This window comes from Pseudomonas cedrina subsp. cedrina (genome assembly GCF_001983175.1).
GTDB classification, from domain to species: domain Bacteria; phylum Pseudomonadota; class Gammaproteobacteria; order Pseudomonadales; family Pseudomonadaceae; genus Aquipseudomonas; species Aquipseudomonas cedrina.
On sequence record NZ_MNPW01000010.1, the window covers coordinates 176709 to 198153 of the forward strand.

At 62.2% G+C, this 21445-nt stretch carries 17 protein-coding genes; 11 read left to right on the plus strand and 6 right to left on the minus strand.

Annotated features, from left to right (window positions below):
- Complete coding sequence (locus tag BLL36_RS21190) at nt 1–2178, minus strand: malate synthase G (RefSeq protein WP_076953264.1); 2178 nt, start codon at nt 2176–2178, stop codon at nt 1–3.
- A 268-nt stretch (nt 2179–2446) separates the two neighbouring features.
- Between BLL36_RS21190 and BLL36_RS21195 the strand changes: the two genes are divergently transcribed.
- Entirely contained in the window at nt 2447–2959 is a 513-nt protein-coding gene (locus BLL36_RS21195) for a glycine cleavage system protein R (protein WP_076953265.1), read from the plus strand.
- Nucleotides 2960–3070: 111 nt separating this feature from the next.
- On the opposite strand, the gene rarD is transcribed toward BLL36_RS21195, so the two are convergent.
- The 5 genes from rarD to BLL36_RS21220 all read right to left on the minus strand — a co-directional run bounded on the left by rarD (nt 3071) and on the right by BLL36_RS21220 (nt 8811).
- The gene (rarD, locus tag BLL36_RS21200) at nt 3071–3955 is read right to left on the minus strand and encodes an EamA family transporter RarD (RefSeq protein WP_076953266.1); all 885 of its coding nucleotides are present in this window, start codon (nt 3953–3955) and stop codon (nt 3071–3073) included.
- 169 nt (nt 3956–4124) lie between these two features.
- Nucleotides 4125–5099, minus strand: a complete 975-nt coding sequence (locus BLL36_RS21205) for a serine/threonine protein kinase (RefSeq protein ID WP_076953267.1) — start codon at nt 5097–5099, stop codon at nt 4125–4127.
- Between the two features lie 172 nt (nt 5100–5271).
- Complete coding sequence (locus BLL36_RS21210; RefSeq protein WP_076953268.1) at nt 5272–7170, minus strand: PhoX family protein; 1899 nt, start codon at nt 7168–7170, stop codon at nt 5272–5274.
- An 80-nt stretch (nt 7171–7250) separates the two neighbouring features.
- Complete coding sequence (locus tag BLL36_RS21215; RefSeq protein ID WP_076953269.1) at nt 7251–8015, minus strand: TOBE domain-containing protein; 765 nt, start codon at nt 8013–8015, stop codon at nt 7251–7253.
- Nucleotides 8016–8073: 58 nt separating this feature from the next.
- A complete protein-coding gene (locus BLL36_RS21220; protein ID WP_076953270.1) occupies nt 8074–8811 on the minus strand; it encodes a ComF family protein in 738 nt (245 codons plus the stop codon).
- A 92-nt stretch (nt 8812–8903) separates the two neighbouring features.
- Here BLL36_RS21220 and bioB point away from each other — a divergent pair, with 92 nt between their 5' ends.
- The 10 genes from bioB to BLL36_RS21270 all read left to right on the plus strand — a co-directional run bounded on the left by bioB (nt 8904) and on the right by BLL36_RS21270 (nt 21362).
- The gene (gene bioB / locus BLL36_RS21225; RefSeq protein WP_076953271.1) at nt 8904–9959 is read left to right on the plus strand and encodes a biotin synthase BioB; all 1056 of its coding nucleotides are present in this window, start codon (nt 8904–8906) and stop codon (nt 9957–9959) included.
- Between the two features lie 131 nt (nt 9960–10090).
- Nucleotides 10091–11260, plus strand: a complete 1170-nt coding sequence (bioF, locus tag BLL36_RS21230) for an 8-amino-7-oxononanoate synthase (RefSeq protein ID WP_076953272.1) — start codon at nt 10091–10093, stop codon at nt 11258–11260.
- Complete coding sequence (locus BLL36_RS21235) at nt 11253–11984, plus strand: alpha/beta fold hydrolase (protein ID WP_076953273.1); 732 nt, start codon at nt 11253–11255, stop codon at nt 11982–11984. The genes bioF and BLL36_RS21235 overlap by 8 nt, the downstream gene beginning before the upstream one ends.
- Nucleotides 11977–12789 (plus strand): malonyl-ACP O-methyltransferase BioC, encoded by an 813-nt coding sequence (gene bioC, locus BLL36_RS21240; protein WP_076953274.1) that lies wholly within the window; start codon nt 11977–11979, stop codon nt 12787–12789. The genes BLL36_RS21235 and bioC overlap by 8 nt, the downstream gene beginning before the upstream one ends.
- On the plus strand, nt 12786–13466 hold the full coding sequence (gene bioD / locus BLL36_RS21245; protein ID WP_076953275.1) for a dethiobiotin synthase: 681 nt from the start codon (nt 12786–12788) through the stop codon (nt 13464–13466). The genes bioC and bioD overlap by 4 nt, the downstream gene beginning before the upstream one ends.
- A 105-nt stretch (nt 13467–13571) precedes the next feature.
- Nucleotides 13572–13853 (plus strand): pyrroloquinoline quinone biosynthesis protein PqqE, encoded by a 282-nt coding sequence (locus tag BLL36_RS21250; protein WP_076953276.1) that lies wholly within the window; start codon nt 13572–13574, stop codon nt 13851–13853.
- A gap of 340 nt (nt 13854–14193) precedes the next feature.
- On the plus strand, nt 14194–15999 hold the full coding sequence (locus BLL36_RS21255; protein WP_076953277.1) for a phenylacyl-CoA dehydrogenase: 1806 nt from the start codon (nt 14194–14196) through the stop codon (nt 15997–15999).
- A gap of 206 nt (nt 16000–16205) precedes the next feature.
- Nucleotides 16206–17495 (plus strand): GGDEF domain-containing protein, encoded by a 1290-nt coding sequence (locus BLL36_RS21260; RefSeq protein WP_076953278.1) that lies wholly within the window; start codon nt 16206–16208, stop codon nt 17493–17495.
- A gap of 90 nt (nt 17496–17585) precedes the next feature.
- Nucleotides 17586–19355, plus strand: coding sequence for an acyl-CoA dehydrogenase C-terminal domain-containing protein (locus BLL36_RS21265; protein WP_076953279.1), 1770 nt, complete (start codon nt 17586–17588; stop codon nt 19353–19355).
- Nucleotides 19356–19583: 228 nt separating this feature from the next.
- On the plus strand, nt 19584–21362 hold the full coding sequence (locus BLL36_RS21270) for an acyl-CoA dehydrogenase C-terminal domain-containing protein (protein WP_076953280.1): 1779 nt from the start codon (nt 19584–19586) through the stop codon (nt 21360–21362).
- The last annotated feature ends 83 nt before the right edge of the window (nt 21363–21445 follow it).

Sequence of the window (21445 nt, forward strand, 5' to 3'; positions counted from 1 at the left end):
TTACAGGCCGTTCTTAGCCTTGAACTCCCGCCGCCTGCGGTGCAACACCGGCTCGGTATACCCATTGGGCTGTTTAGTCCCTTCAATCACCAACTCTACCGCCGCCTGGAATGCGATATTGCTGTCGAAATCCGGCGCCAGCGGGCGATACAACGCATCACCGGCATTCTGACGGTCCACCACCGGCGCCATGCGCTTGAGGCTTTCCATCACCTGGGCTTGAGTGACGACACCGTGACGCAGCCAGTTGGCAATGTGCTGGCTGGAGATGCGCAGGGTGGCGCGGTCTTCCATCAGGCCCACATCGTTGATGTCCGGCACTTTCGAACAGCCGACGCCCTGGTCGATCCAGCGCACCACATAACCCAGGATGCCCTGGGCATTGTTGTCCAACTCGTTGCGGATTTCTTCGTCGGACCAAGCGGTGTTGCTGGCCAGGGGGATCGTCAGGATGTCGTCCACCGAGGCGCGTTCGCGCTTGGCCAGTTCGGCCTGGCGGGCGAAGACATCGACCTTGTGATAGTGCAAGGCGTGTAGGGCCGCTGCCGTTGGCGAGGGTACCCAGGCGGTGTTGGCGCCGGCCAAGGGGTGGGCGATTTTTTGCTCGAGCATCAACGCCATCAGGTCGGGCATGGCCCACATGCCTTTACCGATCTGCGCGCGGCCTTGCAGGCCGGTGCTCAGGCCGATATCGACGTTCCAGTTTTCGTAGGCGCCAATCCACTTCTCCGATTTCATCGCCGCCTTGCGCACCATCGCGCCGGCTTCCATGGAGGTATGGATCTCGTCGCCGGTACGGTCGAGGAAGCCGGTGTTGATAAACACCACGCGCTCGCTGGCGGCCTTGATGCACGCCTTGAGGTTGACCGTGGTGCGGCGCTCCTCGTCCATGATCCCGACTTTCAGCGTGTTGCGCGGCAGGTTCAGCACGTCTTCGATGCGGCCGAACAGCTCGTTGGTGAACGCCACTTCTTCCGGGCCGTGCATCTTCGGTTTCACGATGTACACGGAACCGGTGCGGCTGTTCTTGCGCGTGTTGTTGCCGTTGAGGCTGTGGATCGCCGCCAGGCTGGTGAGCAGGCCGTCGAGGATGCCTTCCGGTACTTCGTTGCCGTCTTTGTCGAGGATCGCGTCGATGGTCATCAGGTGACCCACGTTACGCACGAACAGCAGCGAACGGCCGTGCAGCGTCACGTCGTTGCCGTCCACGCCGGTGTAAACGCGGTCGGCGTTCATGGTGCGGGTGAAGGTCTTGCCGCCCTTGGCCACTTCTTCAGCCAGGTCGCCCTTCATCAGGCCGAGCCAGTTGCGGTAGATCACCACTTTGTCGTCGGCATCGACGGCGGCGACGGAGTCTTCGCAGTCCATGATGGTGGTCAGCGCGGCTTCCATCAGCACATCCTTGATGCCGGCGGCGTCGGTCTGGCCGACCGGGGTGCTGGCGTCGATCTGGATTTCGAAGTGCAAGCCGTTGTGTTTGAGCAGGATCGCAATCGGCTCGGCCGCGGGGCCCTGGAAGCCGATGAACTGGGCGTCGTCGCGCAGGCCGCTGTTGCTGCCGCCCTTGAGGCTGACGATCAGCTTGCCATCGACGACCTTGTAGCCGGTCGACTCGACATGGCTGCCGGCGCTGAGCGGCGCGGCTTCGTCAAGAAATGCACGGGCGAAGGCGATGACCTTGTCGCCGCGTACCTTGTTATAGCCCTGGCCCTTCTGGGCGCCGTCGACTTCACTGATGGCGTCGGTACCGTACAGCGCGTCATACAGCGAACCCCAGCGCGCATTCGAGGCGTTGAGGGCGAAACGGGCGTTCATGACCGGTACCACCAACTGGGGGCCGGCCATGCGCGCGATTTCGTCGTCGACGTTTTGGGTCGTGGCCTCAAAGTCCGGGGCTTGCGGCAGCAGGTAGCCGATGTCTTGCAGGAAGGCCTTGTAGGCCACCGGGTCGTGAGCCTTGCCTGCGTGAGTCTGGTGCCAGGTGTCGATCCGCGCTTGGAAGTCGTCGCGTTTGGCGAGCAGGGCTTTGTTCTTCGGGGCCAGGTCGTGGATGACCTTGTCGGCACCGGCCCAGAACTGCTCGGCGGTGATGCCGGTGCCGGGAATGGCTTCGTTGTTCACGAAGTCGAACAGGACTTTGGCGACCTGCAGGCCACCGACTTGAACGTGTTCAGTCATCTCTTGCCTCACTCTGCGGAGCTTATGCGCTGTTTCGGATTTTCATTATGTAGTGCACGGTTTGGCATACTACATCATGACTTGCGGTTGTGAAAATTAGACTAAAATACGTCGTTTAGCGACCCACTTTGGTCGTACGGTCACAGCGGAGAACCGGATGTTCTCAAAAAACTATTGGATTGTTCCAGATAAATATAAAAATGGTACACGATTTGTTTTCGAGGGCGCCTGCGTCCACCTTGTAGATTGAATTCCAGAGGGCAACGCCATGGACCATCTTGTACTCACAATTATCGCCGCCGACAAACCCGGCCTGGTTGAACGTATTGCGCAGGTTATTGCCGCCCACGGTGGCAACTGGCTGGAAAGCCGAATGGCGCATATGGCCGGGCAGTTTGCCGGGATCCTGCGTGTCAGTGTGCCTGCCGAGAACCGTCAGGCGTTGGTGGGTGCGCTGGAGGATTTATCCACACACGGCATTCGCGTGCTGGTGGGTGAGGGCAGCAGCGGCCAGGCCTCCGCGTCCAAGTCGATCGTGATGACGCTGGTAGGCAACGACCGCGCCGGCATCGTGCGAGAGATCACTGCGCTGTTAAGCAAGCAGGGCGTCAACCTGGAGCGTTTGAGTACCGATGTACGTCCGGCACCGATGAGCGGTGATCCGCTGTTCAACGCCGAAGCTTTGCTGCAGGTGCCGTCGACATTATCCCTGGATGACTTGCAGCAATCCCTGGAAACCCTGGCGGACGACTTGATGGTGGAACTGCGCAACGAGGAGTAACCCACCTACCCGGTTATGCATGCAAATCTTGCATGGGCCTGTGGATAACCTTGGGGTGGATGCCTGCAAGCCATGCAGGCTGTGGCTTGCAGAGGTTTGAGCGTTTTTTGATCAGCGTTTGCGCACGCTCAGCCAGATATCCACGCTGTATACCACCAGGCCCGCCCAGATAAAGGCGAAGGCGGTCAGCGTGCTTGGCGCCAGGTGTTCGCCGAACAGCAGCACGGCTTCCAGCAGCACCAGGGTGGGCGCTACGTACTGCAAGAAGCCCAGTGCGGTGTAGGGCAAATGCCGCGCGGCAGCGTTGAAACACACCAGAGGGATCAGCGTCACCGGGCCTGCGGCTACCAACCACCAAGCCTCGGAAGTACTCCAGAATTCCAGCTGTGCGCTATGCGCCGTCGGGTTGAACAGCAACCAGGCCACGGCAATCGGCACCAGCATCCAGGTTTCCACCACCAGCCCCGGCAGGGCCTTCACCGGCGCCTGTTTACGGATCAGCCCATAGAAGCCAAAGGTCAGCGCCAGCACCAGCGACACCCATGGCAAGCTGCCGACTTGCCACACTTGTTGCGCCACGCCCACCGCGGCCAACCCGACGGCTACCCATTGCAGGCGACGCAGGCGCTCGCCGAGCAGCAGCATGCCCAGCAGGACGTTGACCAGTGGATTGATGTAGTAACCCAGGCTCGCTTCCAGCATGCGTCCGGTGTTTACCGACCAGACATAGGTCAACCAGTTAGCCGCGATCAACGAACCGCTCAGGGCCAGGATCGCCAGGCGCTTGGGGTTGTCGCGCAACTCGCGGAACCAGCCGGGGTGTTTCCAGACCATCAGCAGCAAACCGCCGAACAGCGCCGACCAGAGCACCCGGTGCACGATGATTTCGGCGGCGGGTACGCTTGCGATGGCTTTGAAGTAAAGCGGGAACAGGCCCCAGATGACATAGGCGCTCAGGCCCAGGATGTAACCCTTGCGGGGGTTGGCGGCTTGCATGCGGAATCCTTGCTTGGGCAGCTAACAAAGCGCGATTGTAAGGATATTTGGCGACCAATGGGATCTGCTTTCTGTGGGAGCCGGGCTTGCCCGCGATGCAGGCGCCTCGGTTGTGCAGGCATACCGAGGTGATGCTATCGCGGGCAAGCCGGCTCCCACAGAAAAGCAGTCAGAAGAGTTTCAGCGGCTCTTCATTCAGGGCCGACAGCTGTTCGCGCAACGCCAGCACCTGATCGCCCCAATAACGCTCGCTGCCAAACCATGGGAAGCTGTGAGGGAACGCCGGGTCATCCCAGCGTCGGGCCAGCCAGGCGCTGTAGTGCATCAGGCGCAGGGCGCGCAGCGGTTCGATCAGCGCCAATTCACGCGGATCGAAGTCGTGGAATTCCTGGTAGCCATCCATCAATTCCGACAACTGGCCCAGGCATTCCTGGCGGTCTCCGGCGAGCATCATCCACAAGTCCTGCACCGCCGGGCCCATGCGGCAGTCATCCAGGTCGACGATATGAAACATTTCGTCGCGGCACATCATGTTGCCGGGGTGGCAGTCGCCGTGCATGCGGATGTTCTTGTGCGGCGTGGCCTTGTACACCTCTTCCACACGCTTGAGCAGGTCGCGGGCCACGGACTCGTAGGCCGGCAGCAGGCTCTTGGGAATGAAGTTGCCTTCCAGTAGCGTGGTGAGGGAGTCATGACCGAAGTTCTTCACCCCCAAGGCTTCGCGGTGTTCGAACGGGCGGGTCGAACCCACCGCATGCAAACGGCCCAGCAATTGCCCGAGACGGTAAAGCTGATCGAGGTTGCCCGGCTCCGGCGCGCGGCCGCCGCGGCGGGGGAACAAGGTGAAACGGAAACCGGCGTGTTCGAACAGGCTCGCGCCGTTGTGGATGAGCGGCGCCACCACCGGCACTTCGCATTCAGCCAGTTCGAAGGTGAAGCGGTGTTCTTCGAGGATGGCTTCGTTGGTCCAGCGTTGCGGGCGATAGAACTTGGCGATCAGCGGCTCGGCGTCTTCGATGCCCACTTGATAGACGCGGTTTTCGTAGCTGTTGAGCGCCAGGATGCGAGCATCGCTGAGGAAGCCGATACTTTCGACAGCATCGAGCACCAAGTCGGGGGTGAGCGTTTCAAACGGATGGGCCATGCGAACTCCTGCGCGCAGCAGGTCGCCGCGTCCGGCCGGGTATGGTAACAGCATAGGTCGGCGGTGGCTGTTCGGACGCTATCGCAGGCAAGCCAGCTCTCACATTCGACCGTGTTCCTGCCGGATATACACGGTCATCTGTGGGAGCTGGCTTGCCTGCGATGAGGCCCTGTCAGGCGCCGACGACCCCGCCATCATCCCGCCGAATCGCCATCACCGACGAACGCGGCTTGCCATTGGGCAAATGCTCCGGCCAGGTCGAACCGCCGGTTTCGCCCGGATGCTGAATGCCCACGAACAGCGTCTTTTGGTCCGGCGAAAAGCTGATGCCCGTCACTTCACAGGCCACCGGCCCGACCATGAAGCGGCGGATTTCCCCAGTGCTCGGGTCGGCGCAGAGCATCTGGTTATTGCCCATCCCCGCGAAATCGCCCGCGTTGCTGTAGTCACCGTCGGTAAGGATCCACAAGCGCCCCGCCTTGTCGAAACCCAGGCCGTCGGGGCTGTTGAACATGTTCTGCGGGTTGATGTTCGACGAACCGCCCTTGGGCGTTCCGGCGTGCACGCCAGGGTTGCCGGCCACCACGAACAGGTCCCAAGTGAACGACATGGCGCCGTGGTTATCGGCGTCGGCCTTCCAGCGCAGGATCTGGCCGTAGACGTTTTTCTCACGGGGGTTGGGGCCACCGACGGGCTGGCCGTCTTCACCGCGCTTGGCATTGTTGGTGAGGGTGCAATAGACCTGGCCATCGGTGGGGCTGACCACGATCCATTCCGGGCGGTCCATGCGGGTGGCTTTCACCACGCTGGCGGCCAGGCGCGCGTGGATCAGCACTTCGGCCTGGCTGTTGAACCCGTTGCTGGCGTCGATGCCGTTTTCGCCAAAGGTCAACTCGACCCATTGGCCCTTGCCCTTGGGATGGTCGGCATTGCCGTCGCCCGCGTCGAAGATCGCCACGTACAAGGTGCCATGGTCGAGCAGGTCTTTGTTGGCCTTGGGGTTCTTGTGGTTGATCTTGTCGCGGCTGACGAACTTGTAGATGAACTCGCCGCGCTCATCATCGCCCATGTACACCACGGCGCGCCCGTCGCGGGTCTCGGCCAGCGCCGCGTTTTCGTGCTTGAAGCGGCCCAGGGCGGTGCGCTTGGCCGGGGTGGATTGCGGGTCGAACGGATCGATCTCCACTACCCAACCGTGGCGATTGAGTTCGTTGGGGTTCTTGGCCAGGTCGAAACGCGGGTCGTGTTGATGCCAGTTGATGTCTTTGCTGGCGGCAACCGCGCCGTAGCGTTTCTGCCCGGCATCGAAGGTTTGTTGTGGGTTGCTGCTGCCGAAGCAGTCGGTGAAGTTCTCTTCGCACGTCAAATAAGTGCCCCACGGCGTTTTACCGTTGGCGCAGTTCTGGAAGGTGCCCAGGACTTTCTTGCCGGATTTGTCGGCGCTGGTTTTCAGCCATTCATGGCCGGCAGCGGGGCCGCTGAGGCGGATCGGCGAGTTGCCGTGGATGCGGCGGTTGTAGCGCGAGTTCTGGACGAATTGCCAGGTGTCGCCCTGGCGCCGCACTTCGATCACGGACACGCCTTCGCTGGCCAGGGCCTTGCGCACGTCTTCGGCCGATTGCGGCGCGCCGCCGTGGGCGTAGAGGTAGCGGTAGTTGGTGTATTCGTTGTTGATCGCCATCAGCGCGCGGTTATCGTCGCCGGGGAAGGGGAACAGACTCATGCCGTCGTTGTTGTCGCCGAACTGCTGTTCCTGGGCCTGCGCCGTGCCGTTGCCGGACGGGTCGAAGGCTGGCGCGTTCTTGCTCAGCGGTTGGCCCCAACTGATCAGCACCGACGCGCTGTAGCCCGGAGGCAGGCTGATGGTGTCGCTGGTGGCGGCGGCGATGCTGGTAAAGCCCAGCAGCGGGCTGGCAGTGGCGGCATTGATGGCCAGGGCGCTGCGGGTCAACAGGTTGCCGCCCAGGAACATCGCGGCACCGCACAAGGCACCGGCACCGATGAAGCGGCGGCGGGTGAGGCCGACCATCTGTTCGAGGTCGGTGGCTTGGCTTTCTTCTAATAGGCTCATCTCAGGCTCCTTGACGGTTTTTGCAGATACCTTAAGGAGCGGGCGTGACGAAATTGTTGCAGTTAAAAGAAGCTGGCTGCTTACACCGGTGTTCCCAGCAGCACATTGCTCGGCGCGAATTGCACCTGGATCGCCTTGCCGCTGGCGGCACCGATCGTCTTGAGGGCGTCGGGCTGCGCCAGCGCGCAGAGAACCTGGCCATTGGGCAGGGCGATGCGGACTTCGCTGGGGCCGTCGTCGGCGTCGAGAATGGCGTCGACGGTGCCGCTCATGCAATTGTGTCCAGTTGTTACGAAGTCCCCGGCGGCCAGCAGTTCCAGCCAGCCGGCCTTGATCAGCGCGACCACTTCCACGCCGGTTTCCAGCTCCAGCCGCTGCGTGCTGTCGTGGGTAATCTGCGCATCCAGGGTCAGCCCGCCCGCCAGTTGCAGGCGGACCAGATCGTTGCGGCCTTGCTGCTCGATGGCGATGACCTGGCCGTGCAACTGATTGCGCGCGCTGGTACGCAGCATCAAGCGGCCCAGCAGGTTGAAATCGCTGGCCGCTTCGTCGGAACCCAGCACCTGCGCCTGCAGCACTTGCAGGCGCTGGTAAAGACGCAACACCCGCTCACCCTCGGCCGTCAGCTTGGCGCCGCCGCCGCCCTTGCCACCGACGCTGCGTTGCACAAGGGGCTTTTGCGCCAGATTGTTCAGCTCGTCGATGGCGTCCCAGGCCGCCTTGTAGCTCAAGCCTGCGCTTTTCGCGGCGCGGGTGATGGAGCCCTGCTCGGCGATGTGCCCCAGCAAGGCAATGCGCTGGGGGCGGCGAATGATGTGTTGGCTGAGCGGGGTGGGCAGAGACATGTGGATACGCTTGGATGGGATGAGCCGAACGTTGCGGGCAAGCGTGGCTGGCGTCAAGTCAGTGGCCCGGTTTGGGCGTGCGGGCCAGGCAGTACACATCGACCCGTCGCGCGCCGGCATCGGTCAACAATCGCGCCAGGCTGTGGGCGGTGGCGCCCGTGGTGAGTACGTCGTCGACCAGGGCGAAGTGACGCCCCTGCACCTGGGCGTCTGGCGCCAGGGCGAAGGCGCCGAGCAGGTTGCGCTTGCGGGTCTTGGCATCGAGGGCTTGCTGGGCGACGGTTTCCTGGGGGCGTAACAACAGGTGCTCATCGCAGGCAATGTTCAGGTCGCTGCTGAGCCAGCGCGCCAGCATCGCGGCTTGGTTATAGCCGCGTTCGCGCAGGCGTTTGCGGGCCATAGGCACGGGCAGCAGGCAATCGGGCCGCGGGAGCTCGGTGTTGTCGAAGCGGTGTTGCAGGTGGTGCGCCAACAGCCGCGCAAGCATCTGCCCGAGGGGCCAGCGGGCCTGGTGTTTGAAGCGGCTGATCAGGCTGTCGACAGGGAAGCTGTAGGTCCAAGGCGCGACCGCCTGTTTAAAGGCAGGCGGTTGTTTCTGACATTGGCCGCAGATCAAACCCTCCATGGGCAAGGGCAGGGCGCACAGGTCGCAGTGCTCCAGCAACCACGGCAGCTCCGTTTCGCAGACGTTGCACACACAATGAGCGGACTCTGTCGTTTCATCGCAGATTAAACAGGTCTGTATGTTTTTTAACCATATGTAAACCTGGTGTTTGTTGCTGGGTTGACAGCGCATGAATCTTCCTTAAATATGCCGAGCATCCGTGTCGTGCCTGTGGGTATTGCCCTGCCCACAGCGCTTGCCCAAGCATAATCAAGGAATCGCCCATGAGCGCCAGCACCACCGCCACGTTGCGTCACGATTGGTCTCTTGCAGAAGTCAAAGCGCTGTTCGTACAGCCGTTCAACGACCTGTTGTTCCAGGCGCAGACCGTGCACCGCGCGCATTTCGACGCTAATCGTGTGCAAGTGTCGACGCTGCTCTCGATCAAAACCGGCGCCTGCCCGGAAGATTGCAAATATTGTCCGCAGTCGGGCCACTACAACACCGGCCTGGAAAAAGAAAAACTGATGGAGGTGCAGAAGGTCCTCGAAGAGGCGGCTCGCGCCAAGGCCATCGGTTCGACCCGCTTCTGCATGGGCGCCGCCTGGAAACACCCGTCGGCCAAAGACATGCCCTACGTGCTGGAAATGGTCAAAGGCGTGAAGGCCATGGGCCTGGAAACCTGCATGACCCTCGGCCGTCTCGATCAGGACCAGACCGAAGCCCTGGCCCAGGCCGGCCTCGACTACTACAACCACAACCTTGATACCTCGCCGGAGTTCTACGGCTCGATCATCACTACCCGCACCTATGGCGAGCGCCTGCAAACCCTGGCCTATGTGCGTGACTCGGGGATGAAGATCTGCTCGGGCGGCATCCTCGGCATGGGCGAGTCCCTCGACGACCGCGCCAACTTGCTGATCCAGTTGGCCAACCTGCCGGAGCATCCAGAGTCGGTGCCGATCAACATGCTGGTGAAGGTCGCCGGCACGCCGCTGGAAAACGCCGAGGATATCGACCCGTTCGACTTCATTCGCATGCTCGCCGTGGCGCGCATCCTGATGCCCAAATCCCATGTGCGCCTGTCGGCCGGCCGTGAGGCGATGAACGAGCAGATGCAGGCCTTGGCGTTTTTTGCCGGTGCCAACTCGATCTTCTACGGCGACAAGCTGCTGACTACCTCCAACCCGCAGGCCGACAAGGACATGCAACTGTTCGCGCGCCTGGGGATCCTGCCGGAAGCGCGCGAAGAGCACGCCGATGAAGTGCACCAGGCGGCGATCGAACAGGCGTTGGTCGAACAGAAAAGCAGCGAGCAGTTCTACAACGCCGCTGTTTGATTGAAATGCAATCCAAATGTGGGAGCTGGCTTGCCTGCGATAGCGGTCTGTCAGGCACATTGCTGGTGAATGTGCCGTCGTCATCGCAGGCAAGCCAGCTCCCACATTTTTGACCGTAAACCGAGGCCAGCATGTCTTTCGATCTCGCCGCGCGCCTCGCTGCCCGCCGTGCCGAACACCTTTATCGCCAACGCCCACTGCTGCAAAGCCCCCAAGGCCCGCAAGTGGTGGTCGACGGACAGCCGTTGCTGGCGTTCTGCAACAACGATTACCTGGGCCTGGCCAATCACCCGCAGGTGATCGAAGCCTGGCGCGCCGGTGCGTCCCGTTGGGGCGTAGGCGGTGGTGCTTCGCACCTGGTGGTCGGCCATGCCACGCCGCACCATGAACTGGAAGAAGCCCTGGCTGACTTGACCGGTCGCCCGCGCGCGCTGCTGTTTACCACCGGCTACATGGCCAACCTTGGCGCGGTCACGGCGCTGGTGGGGCAGGGCGACACCGTGCTGGAAGACCGTCTTAACCATGCCTCGCTGCTGGATGCGGGCTTGCTGTCCGGTGCGCGCTTCAGTCGCTACCTGCATAACGACGCCGACAGCCTCGTCAAGCGCCTTGAAAAGGCCACCGGCAATACGCTGGTGGTCACCGATGGCGTGTTCAGCATGGACGGCGATCTGGCCGACTTGCCCGCGCTGGCCCGTGAAACCAAGGCCAAAGGCGCCTGGTTGATGGTGGATGACGCCCACGGTTTCGGGCCCCTGGGCGCCAATGGTGGCGGTATCGTCGAGCATTTCGGCCTGAGCCAGGAGGATGTGCCGGTACTGGTCGGCACCCTCGGCAAAGCGTTTGGTACGGCCGGGGCCTTTGTGGCGGGCAGTGAAGAGCTGATCGAAAGCCTGATCCAGTTCGCGCGGCCGTATATCTACACCACCAGCCAACCGCCGGCCCTGGCCTGCGCCACCCTGAAAAGCCTGGAACTGTTGCGCAGCGAGCATTGGCGGCGCGAACACCTGAACATGCTGATCCGTCAATTTCGCCAAGGCGCCGAGCAGTTGGGCCTGGAGTTGATGGACAGCTTCACGCCGATCCAGCCGATCCTGATCGGCGACAGTGCCAGGGCCATGCGCCTGTCCCGGAGGCTGCGCGAGCGCGGCCTGATGGTGACCGCGATCCGCCCGCCCACGGTGCCGGCCGGCAGCGCGCGTCTACGCGTGACATTGACGGCGGCCCACAGCGCGGCGCAGGTGCAGCTATTGTTAAGCGCATTGGAAGACTGTTTCCGCCTGGAGCCTGCCCATGCGTGATCGACTGGTATTGCTGCCCGGCTGGGGCCTGGGTGTATCGCCATTGGAGCCGTTGGCCGCCGCACTGCAGGGTTTGGACGAGCACCTGCAGGTGCAGATCGAACCGTTGCCCGTGCTTGACTCCAGCGACCTTAATGAATGGCTCGACGAGCTCGACGCCACGCTGCCGGACAACGCCTGGCTGGGCGGCTGGTCCCTGGGCGGCATGCTGGCCGCGGAGCTGGCGGCACGGCGCGGCGAACGTTGCTGCGGCCTGCTGACCCTGGCGAGCAACCCGTGTTTTGTCGCCCATGATGGCTGGCCGAATGCGATGCCGGCCGAGACCTTCGATGCGTTTCTCGCCGGATGCCATGCCGACTCCCAGGTCACCCTCAAGCGCTTCGGACTTTTATGTGCCAAGGGTGCCGAAGACCCGCGCGGCCTGGCGCGGCTGTTGGTCAGCGGGGCGCCGAATACGTCTTCCACGCGCCTGATGGCGGGGCTTGAGCTGCTCGCCCAACTCGATACCCGCGACGCTCTGCTGGTGTATCGCGGCCCGCAGTTGCACCTGTTTGCAGGTCTGGACGAGTTGGTACCTGCCGAAGCCGCCGGCGCATTGCTGGCCCTGCTCCCCGATGTTGAAATCGGCCTGATTGAACAGGCCGGCCACGCTTTTCTTCTGGAAGACCCCCACGGTGTAGCGGGGGCCATCCAGGCTTTTTTGCATGAGTGCGTCGATGACTGATTTATCCCACCCCCCGCTTCCGGGTGCCTTGCCGGACAAGCGCCAGGTGGCGGCGTCCTTTTCCCGTGCCGCCGCCAGTTACGACAGCGTCGCCGAGTTGCAGCGGGCGGTGGGCAACCAATTACTGGCGCGCTTGCCAGCAGGTCTCGCGCCGCAACGCTGGCTGGATATGGGCTGCGGCACCGGGTATTTCAGCCGCGTGCTGGCCGAACGCTTTTCCGACAGCCAAGGCGTCGCACTGGATATCGCCGAAGGTATGCTCAACCACGCACGCCCGTTGGGTGGCGCCGAGCACTTCATCGCAGGTGACGCAGAGCGCTTGCCGCTTAAGGCTGAAAGCTTGCAGCTGCTTTTTTCCTCCCTTGCAGTGCAATGGTGCGCGAACTTCGAGGCGGTGCTCAGCGAGGCTCATCGCGTGTTGCAGCCGGGCGGTGTGCTGGCCTTCGCCAGCCTGTGCGTGGGCACCTTGCACGAGCTGCGCGAAAGCTGGCGCGCGGCGGATGGCCTGGTTCACGTCAATCGCTTTCGCACCTTCGAGGCTTACCAGCAACGGTGCGCAGCCAGCGGCCTGCGGGTGGTGAGCCTGGAGCGTCGCCCCCACGTGCTGCATTACCCTGATGTGCGCAGCCTGACCCATGAATTGAAAGCGTTGGGCGCGCATAACCTCAACCCCGGCCGACCGGGCGGGTTGACGGGGCGTGCGCGGATTGCTGCGCTGGTGCAAGCGTATGAGCAGTTCCGCGAGGCCCAGGGCCTGCCGGCGACTTACCAAGTGGTGTATGCCGTACTGGAGAAACCTCTATGAGCGCCGCTTATTTCATCACCGGTACCGACACCGATGTCGGCAAGACCACCATCGCCGCCGGCTTGCTGCACGCGGCGCGGCACGCCGGCCGCAGCACCGCCGCCGGCAAGCCCGTCGCTTCCGGTTGCGAGGTCACGCCCAAAGGCTTGCGCAACGCCGATGCGCTGGCGTTATTGGCCGAATGTACGTTGCCCCTGAATTACGCCGACGTGAACCCGGTGGCGTTCGAACCGGCCATCGCCCCCCATCTGGCGGCGCGGGAGGCGGGGGTCTCGCTTACGGTGCAGTCCTTGTTGAAACCCATGCAGCAGGTCCTGGCCTTGAACGCGGATTTCACCTTGATCGAAGGCGCAGGCGGTTGGCGTGTGCCCCTGGCCGACCAGGCGAATATGTCAGACCTGGCCATGGCGCTGAAACTGCCGGTGATCCTGGTGGTGGGCGTGCGCCTGGGTTGCATCAGTCATGCCCTGCTCACTGCCGAAGCCATTGCGCGGGACGGTTTGCCGTTGGCCGGGTGGGTGGCCAATATCATCGACCCCAAGACCTCCCGTCTGGAAGAAAACCTCGCCACCCTGGCCGAACGGTTGCCTGCGCCCTGTCTGGGGCGTGTACCAAGAATCAAGCACGCCGGGGCTGAGGCCGTGGCGCACTACCTGCAGTTGGATCTGCTTGACTGATTTTGGCTATCGTCGGGCATTGTGCCATTAGTGTTTTTGTCGGGCGTTTTGCCACTATCTCTGTTTCAATCATCGTTCACGATTCTCTGAAAGCAGGTTCAAGCCATGGATATCTCTGGCAGCAGCGCGTTTTACTCAGGCCTGAATACCATTGCGTCCGGGCAGAGCCGTGTCGACCAGGCCGCCGGCAAGATCGCCAGTGCCGCCACCAGCCAACCCTCGGACGCCCAGAGTGATCGCTTGCAGGCGGTCAATCGCGGCCAGCCGACCAATTCCGCGAGCAATATGGTGGAGCTGGCCGAAGGCAAATTTGAGGTGGCGCTGGGCGTCAAAGTGGCCAAGGCTGCGGATGAAATGCTCGGCACTTTCATCGATACCTACGCTTAGTTCCTCGTCTCCGCGCATGCCGGCTCTGCTTTCTGTGGGGGCTGGCTTGCCTGCGATCGAATCACCTCGCTTTGCCTGATACACCGCAGCGCCCGCATCGCAGGCAAGCCAGCTCCCACCTTTGACCTGCTTCGCCTCCCCGCACCTCTACACTTGCCAAAGACGTGGCGTCTTGCCGCAGGCCTTGCCGTGTCTGATGTTGACCCACATCAGGACAAACGGCACCCGAACGACGCTTGACATCCCCAGGACGTAAACGTATGTTTCAAACACCTGTTTGACCGCCTCCACACATCCACGCGGTTGTCCATCCCAGATACATCAGCAGAGGTTTATCGCTATGCCTGACTACAAGGCCCCCTTGCGTGATATTCGCTTCGTTCGTGACGAACTGCTTGGCTATGAAGCGCACTATCAGAGCCTGCCGGCTTGCCAGGACGCTACGCCGGACATGGTTGACGCCATCCTTGAAGAGGGCGCCAAGTTCTGTGAGCAGGTACTGGCACCGCTGAACCGTGTGGGCGACATCGAAGGGTGCACCTGGAGCGAGTCAGGCGTTAAGACCCCTACAGGTTTCAAGGAAGCCTACAAACAGTTCGTCGAAGGCGGCTGGCCAAGCCTGGCCCACGACGTGGAGCACGGTGGCCAAGGCCTGCCGGAATCCCTGGGTCTGGCGGTGAGCGAAATGGTCGGCGAAGCCAACTGGTCGTGGGGCATGTACCCAGGCCTGTCGCACGGCGCGATGAATACCATCTCCGAGCACGGCACGCCCGAGCAGCAAGACGCCTACCTGACCAAACTGGTGTCGGGCGAGTGGACCGGCACCATGTGCCTGACCGAGCCGCACTGCGGCACCGACCTGGGCATGCTGCGCACCAAGGCCGAGCCTCAGGCTGATGGTTCCTACAAAGTCTCCGGCACCAAGATCTTCATCTCGGCCGGTGAGCACGACATGGCCGATAACATCGTCCACATCGTCCTGGCCCGCCTGCCGGATGCACCGGCTGGCACCAAAGGCATTTCGCTGTTTATCGTGCCCAAGTTCCTGCCGAACGCCGATGGCTCGATCGGCGCGCGCAACGCGGTGACCTGCGGCTCGTTGGAACACAAGATGGGCATCCACGGCAACGCTACGTGCGTGATGAACTTCGACGCGGCCACCGGTTTCCTGATCGGCCCGGCGAACAAAGGCCTGAACTGCATGTTCACCTTTATGAACACCGCTCGCCTGGGCACCGCGCTGCAAGGCCTGGCCCACGCCGAGATCGGCTTCCAGGGCGGCCTGAAGTACGCTCGCGACCGCCTGCAGATGCGCTCCCTGACTGGCCCGAAAGCGCCGGAGAAGGCCGCCGACCCGATCATCGTGCACCCTGACGTGCGCCGCATGCTGCTGACCATGAAAGCCTTCGCCGAAGGCAACCGTGCGATGGTGTACTTCACCGCCAAGCAAGTGGACATCGTCAAGTACGGCACCGACGACGAAGCCAAGAAACAGGCCGACGGCCTGCTGGCCTTCATGACCCCGATCGCCAAGGCATTCATGACCGAAGTCGGTTTTGAATCGGCCAACCACGGTGTGCAGATCTACGGCGGTCACGGTTTCATCGCCGAGTGGGGCATGGAGCAGAACGTTCGCGACAGCCGCATTTCGATGCTGTACGAGGGCACCACCGGCATCCAGGCCCTGGACCTGCTGGGCCGTAAAGTGCTGATGACCCAGGGCGAAGCGCTCAAGGGCTTTACCAAGATCGTGCACAAGTTCTGCCAGGCCAACGAAGGCGTCGAGGCGGTCCAGGAGTTCGTCACACCGCTGGCCGTACTGAACAAAGAGTGGGGCGAGTTGACCATGAAGGTCGGCACGGCCGCGATGAAAGACCGTGAAGAAGTCGGTGCCGCTTCGGTGGATTACCTGATGTACTCCGGTTACGCGTGCCTGGCTTACTTCTGGGCCGACATGGCGCGCCTGGCGGCCGAGAAACTGGCGGCTGGCACCAGCGAAGAGGCGTTCTACACCGCCAAGCTGCAAACCGCGCGCTTCTACTTCCAGCGCATCCTGCCGCGTACCCGCACTCACGTCGCGACCATGCTCTCGGGCGCAGGTAACCTGATGGACATGAAAGAAGAAGACTTCGGCCTGGCTTACTAAGCCTTACCGCGTCACGTGAAAACCGCCACGTCCCTTGGGGCGCGGCGGTTTTTTTATGCGCGGTAAAAAACCGCACTACGGCGCTCAGGGATTGCGGGCGGCTGCCGTTACAGTAATGGCAATGTGATACATGCCCGTCAGGTTGTGCTTAACTGTCAGGGTAAAGGCATAGTGCCATCATTTGTTTGCGGGTCGGAGTTTTACCCTTGTCGCGCGTGTCCGCTGTACGGTTCAGTCATTTTCTCCCTTCGTTGCTGCTCTTGCTGGCCGGGCTTTCGGCTGCCTACGTCAAGGACCTCAACGTCTTCTTCACCTCTCTGTTCAATGTGCTGCCGACCCTGGTGCTGTTGCTCGGCGGTTCGTATTGCGCGGTGTACCGTCGTCAGCGTGAGCTGTTCCTGATGATCACGGTGTATATCGCCTACTACCTGCTCGATACCCAGACCGATTTCTACCGCGACCACGGCCGCGTGCGCGAAGACGCGGCGGTGGTGTTCCATTTGTGCTGTCTGCTGCTGCCGTTGCTGTTCAGCATTTACGCGCTGTGGCAGGAGAAAACCCACCTGTTTCGTGACTTCGTCGCCCGTGGCGCGGTGTTGCTGGCAATCGGCAGCGTCGCGCTGGCGCTGGAACAAAGTTATCCCCTGGGCGTGCTGAATTGGCTGGCGGAGATTCGCTGGCCGGTGCTGCATGGCGCCTGGATGAGCCTGATCCAGTTGTCGTACCCGATGTTCCTGATTGGTTTCCTGACCCTGGCCGCGCAGTACTGGTACCAGCCGCGCCCGCTGCACGCGGCGCAACTGGTGGGTTTGCTGGGTATGTTCTGGATGTTGCCGCAGACGTTCATCCTGCCGTTCACCCTGAACATCATGTGCAGCCAGGTCATGCTGATGATTGCCGCCGGTGTGGCCCACGAGGCTTACCAGATGGCGTTCCGCGATGAACTGACCGGCTTGCCGGGACGTCGCGCATTGAATGAGCGCATGCAGCGGCTGGGGCGCAACTATGTGCTGGCGATGAGCGACGTCGACCACTTCAAGCGCTTCAACGACACCCACGGCCACGATGTAGGCGACCAGGTGTTGCGCCTGGTGGCGAGCAAGCTGTCCAAGGTCAACGGCGGTGGGCGAGCATATCGCTACGGCGGTGAAGAGTTCGCCGTGGTGTTCGCCGGCAAGACGGTGGAAGAGTGCATGCCGCACCTGGAGGAGATCCGCGAGATCATCGCCGATTACGACATCAAATTGCGCAACATGGACCGCCCCCAAGACGATCAACAGGGCCGTCAGCGTCGCTCGGGCAGCGGCGCTTCCAGTGTCTCGGTGACCATCAGTATCGGCGTGGCCGAGCGCCAAGCCGAGCAGCGCACGCCCGAGGAAGTGCTCAAATCCGCCGACCAGGCGCTGTATGCCGCCAAGGGCGCCGGGCGCAACTGCGTGGTTGCGGCCGGGCAGACCCGCCGTGGCGCAGTGCGCATGGAGCGCGCTGCCGGTTGAGTGATGGCGGTGTATTCAGGGGTTCTACGATGATTGTCCAAGGCGATGGCTGACGGTAGGTTGGAACCATCTGCTGACGGAGACATTGCCATGCCTGAGTACAAAGCTCCCCTTCGCGACATGCGCTTTCTGATCGACAACGTGTTTGATTTCCACGGCCATTACGCTGCGCTGGGCGCGACCGACGCGAGCCCGGACATGGTCAATGCGATCCTCGACGAAGGCGCGAAATTCTGCGAAAACGTGCTCGCGCCGCTCAACCGCAGCGGTGATGAGGAAGGCTGCCATTTCGACAATGGCGTGGTGACCACACCCAAGGGGTTCAAGCAGGCGTTTGCCCAATACGTCGAGGGTGGTTGGCATGGCGTGGCGGCGGACCCGGCCTACGGTGGCCAGGGTTTACCGCAATCACTGGGCCTGGTGCTCAGCGAAATGATCGGCTCCAGCAACACCTCCTGGGGCATGTACCCAGGGCTGACCCACGGCGCGATGTCGGCGATCCACGCCCATGGCACCGCCGAGCAGAAAGACACCTACCTGGGCAAACTCACCGCCGGCGAATGGACCGGCACCATGTGCCTCACCGAAGCCCATTGCGGCACCGACCTGGGCCTGATCAAGACCCGCGCCGTGCCCCAGGCGGACGGCAGCTATGCCATCACCGGCAGCAAGATCTTCATCTCGGCCGGCGAACACGACATGAGCGCCAATATCATCCACCTGGTGCTGGCCAAGCTGCCGGATGCGCCGGCGGGCACCAAGGGCATCTCGTTATTCATCGTGCCCAAGTTCCATGCGGACTCCGGCGCGCGCAACGCGGTGCACTGCGGTTCCATCGAACACAAAATGGGCATCAAGGGCTCGGCCACCTGCGTGCTGAACTTCGACGGCGCCAGGGGCTTTCTGATTGGCGAGGCGAACAAAGGCCTGAACTGCATGTTCACCATGATGAACCACGCGCGCCTGGGCACTGGCATGCAGGGCCTGTGTAACGGCGAGGCGAGTTTCCAGGGCGCGATCAAATATGCCAACGACCGCCTGCAAATGCGCTCGCTGACCGGCGCCAAGGCCCCGGAGAAAGCCGCCGACCCGATCATCGTGCACGCCGATGTACGTCGCATGTTGCTGACCATGAAAGCCTTTAACGAAGGCAACCGCGCGCTGGCCTACTTCACCGCGCAATTGCTCGACACGGCGCACCTGAGCAACGACGCCGGGCAACGTCAGGACGCCGAAGACCTGTTGGCGTTCCTCACGCCGATCTGCAAAGCCTTCATGACCGACACCGGGCTGGAGGTCACCAACCATGGCATGCAAGTGTTCGGCGGCCACGGTTACATCCGCGAATGGGGTATGGAGCAACTGGCCCGCGATGCGCGGATTGCGCCGATCTATGAGGGCACCAACGGCATCCAGGCCCTCGACCTGCTGGGGCGCAAGGTGCTGGGCAGCCAGGGCAAGCTGCTGCGTGGGTTTACCAAAATCGTACACAAATTCTGTGCCGCGAACGCCGAGCACCCGCAATTCAAGGCCCATGTGGCGCAGCTCGATCAACTGAACCGCGAATGGGGCGAGCTGACCACCCGCGTGGGCATGGCGGCGATGAAAAACCCCGATGAAGTCGGCGCCGCCGCTGTGGATTACTTGATGTACAGCGGCTACGTTGTGCTCGCTTACCTGTGGCTGCGCATGGCGCTGGCGGCCCTTGAGCAGCCCGACGCCGACTTCGCCAAGGCCAAGCTGGCGACCTGCGATTTCTACTTCAAGCGCCTGCTGCCGCGTACCGCCACCCACCGCGCGGCGGTGGAGGCGGGCAGCGAATGCCTGATGAGTCTGCCTGCGGAGTTGTTTGGCCTGTAGGAGCGAGCTTGCTCGCGAAGAACTCCCAGACACCGCGATCATCCAGAATGCAGGCGTTATCGTTGGCGTTTTTCGCGAGCAAGCTCGCTCCTACAGTAATTTCATGTGACTTATAAATACTTGCTGGTCACGAACGGACCCTATGTGTCTGAAAAGTTGTTCGGGTACACTCGGAGCCTGTAAAACCGATCCTACCGAATCATTTTTCACGTTCTCACGAGGTTTGCCATGGCTGATTACAAAGCGCCGCTGCGTGATATGCGCTTCGTCCTCAACGAAGTCTTTGAGGTCGCCAACACCTGGGCCCAATTGCCGGCATTGGCAGACACCGTTGACGCCGAAACCGTAGAGGCGATCCTCGAAGAAGCCGGCAAAGTCACCGCCAAGTCCATCGCCCCGCTCAGCCGCGGCGGCGATGAACAAGGATGCCGCTGGGACAACACCGCGGTGTTTACCCCGGACGGTTTTCCACAGGCCTACAAGACCTACGCTGAAGGCGGCTGGGTTGGAGTAGGCGGCGATCCTGCCTTTGGTGGCATGGGCATGCCCAAGGCGGTGTCGGCCCAGGTCGAAGAGATGATCAACTCGTCGAGCCTGGCGTTCGGCCTGTACCCGATGTTGACCTCCGGCGCCTGTGTGTCGATCGCGACCCACGCCAGCGATGAACTCAAGGCCGCCTACCTGCCGAAGATGTACTCCGGGGAGTGGGCCGGCTCCATGTGCCTGACCGAGGCCCACGCCGGCACGGACCTGGGGATGATCCGCACCAAGGCCGAGCCACAGGCGGACGGTTCCTACAAAGTCAGCGGCACCAAAATCTTTATCACCGGTGGCGAGCACGACCTTACCGACAACATCATCCACCTGGTGCTGGCCAAGCTGCCGGACGCACCGGCAGGCCCCAAGGGCATCTCGCTGTTCCTGGTGCCTAAGTTCATGGTGAACGCCGACGGCAGCCTGGGCGCGCGTAACGCGGTGAGCTGCGGGTCCATCGAACACAAGATGGGGATCCAGGCATCGGCTACCTGTGTAATGAACTTCGACGAAGCCGTGGGTTACCTGGTGGGCGAGCCGAACCGTGGGTTGGCGGCGATGTTCACCATGATGAACTACGAGCGTCTGGGTGTGGGCATCCAGGGCTTGGCGTCCGGTGAGCGCTCCTACCAGAACGCAATTGAATACGCCCGCGACCGCCTGCAAAGCCGTGCGCCGACCGGCGCCCAGGCCAAGGATAAGATGGCCGACCCGATCATCGTGCACCCGGACGTGCGTCGCATGCTGCTGACCATGAAGGCGGCAAATGAAGGCGGGCGTGCGTTTTCCACCTACGTGGCGACGCAACTGGACATCGCCAAGTTCAGCGAAGATGCCGCTGCGCGCGAGCGCGCGGACAACCTGGTGGCGCTGTTGACCCCGGTGGCCAAGGCGTTCCTCAGCGATCTGGGCCTGGAAACCACCGTGTTGGGCCAGCAAGTCTTCGGCGGCCACGGCTACATTCGCGAGTGGGGCCAGGAGCAACTGGTGCGCGACGTGCGCATTACCCAGATCTATGAAGGCACCAATGGCATCCAGGCGCTGGACCTCATGGGGCGCAAGATCGTTGGCAGCGGCGGCGCGTTCTACACCTTGTTCGCCGACGAGATCCGCGCGTTCATCGCCTCGGCGGGTGTCGAGCTGGCTGAATTCACCACACCGCTGGCTGCGGCAGTGGATAACCTGGACGAATTGACCGCCTGGGTACTGGACCGCGCCAAGACCAACCCGAATGAGATCGGCGCGGCGTCGGTGGAGTATTTGCACGCCTTTGGCTACATGGCCTACGCCTACATGTGGGCACGCATGGCCAAGGCAGCATTAGGCAAGGAGGCTGAAGAAGATTTCTATGCCAGCAAACTGGGCACCGCGCGCTTCTACTTTGCGCGCCTGCTGCCACGCATCCAATCGCTGAGTGCGTCGGTAAAAGCCGGTAGTGAATCATTGTTTTTGCTGGATGAAGCCCTGTTCTAAGGGATAGGAGGGCGTGTAAGCATTCTCTTACATGACGTGCTGCTATTCGTCCTCTATCGCAAGATTGGATCCATCGATAATCT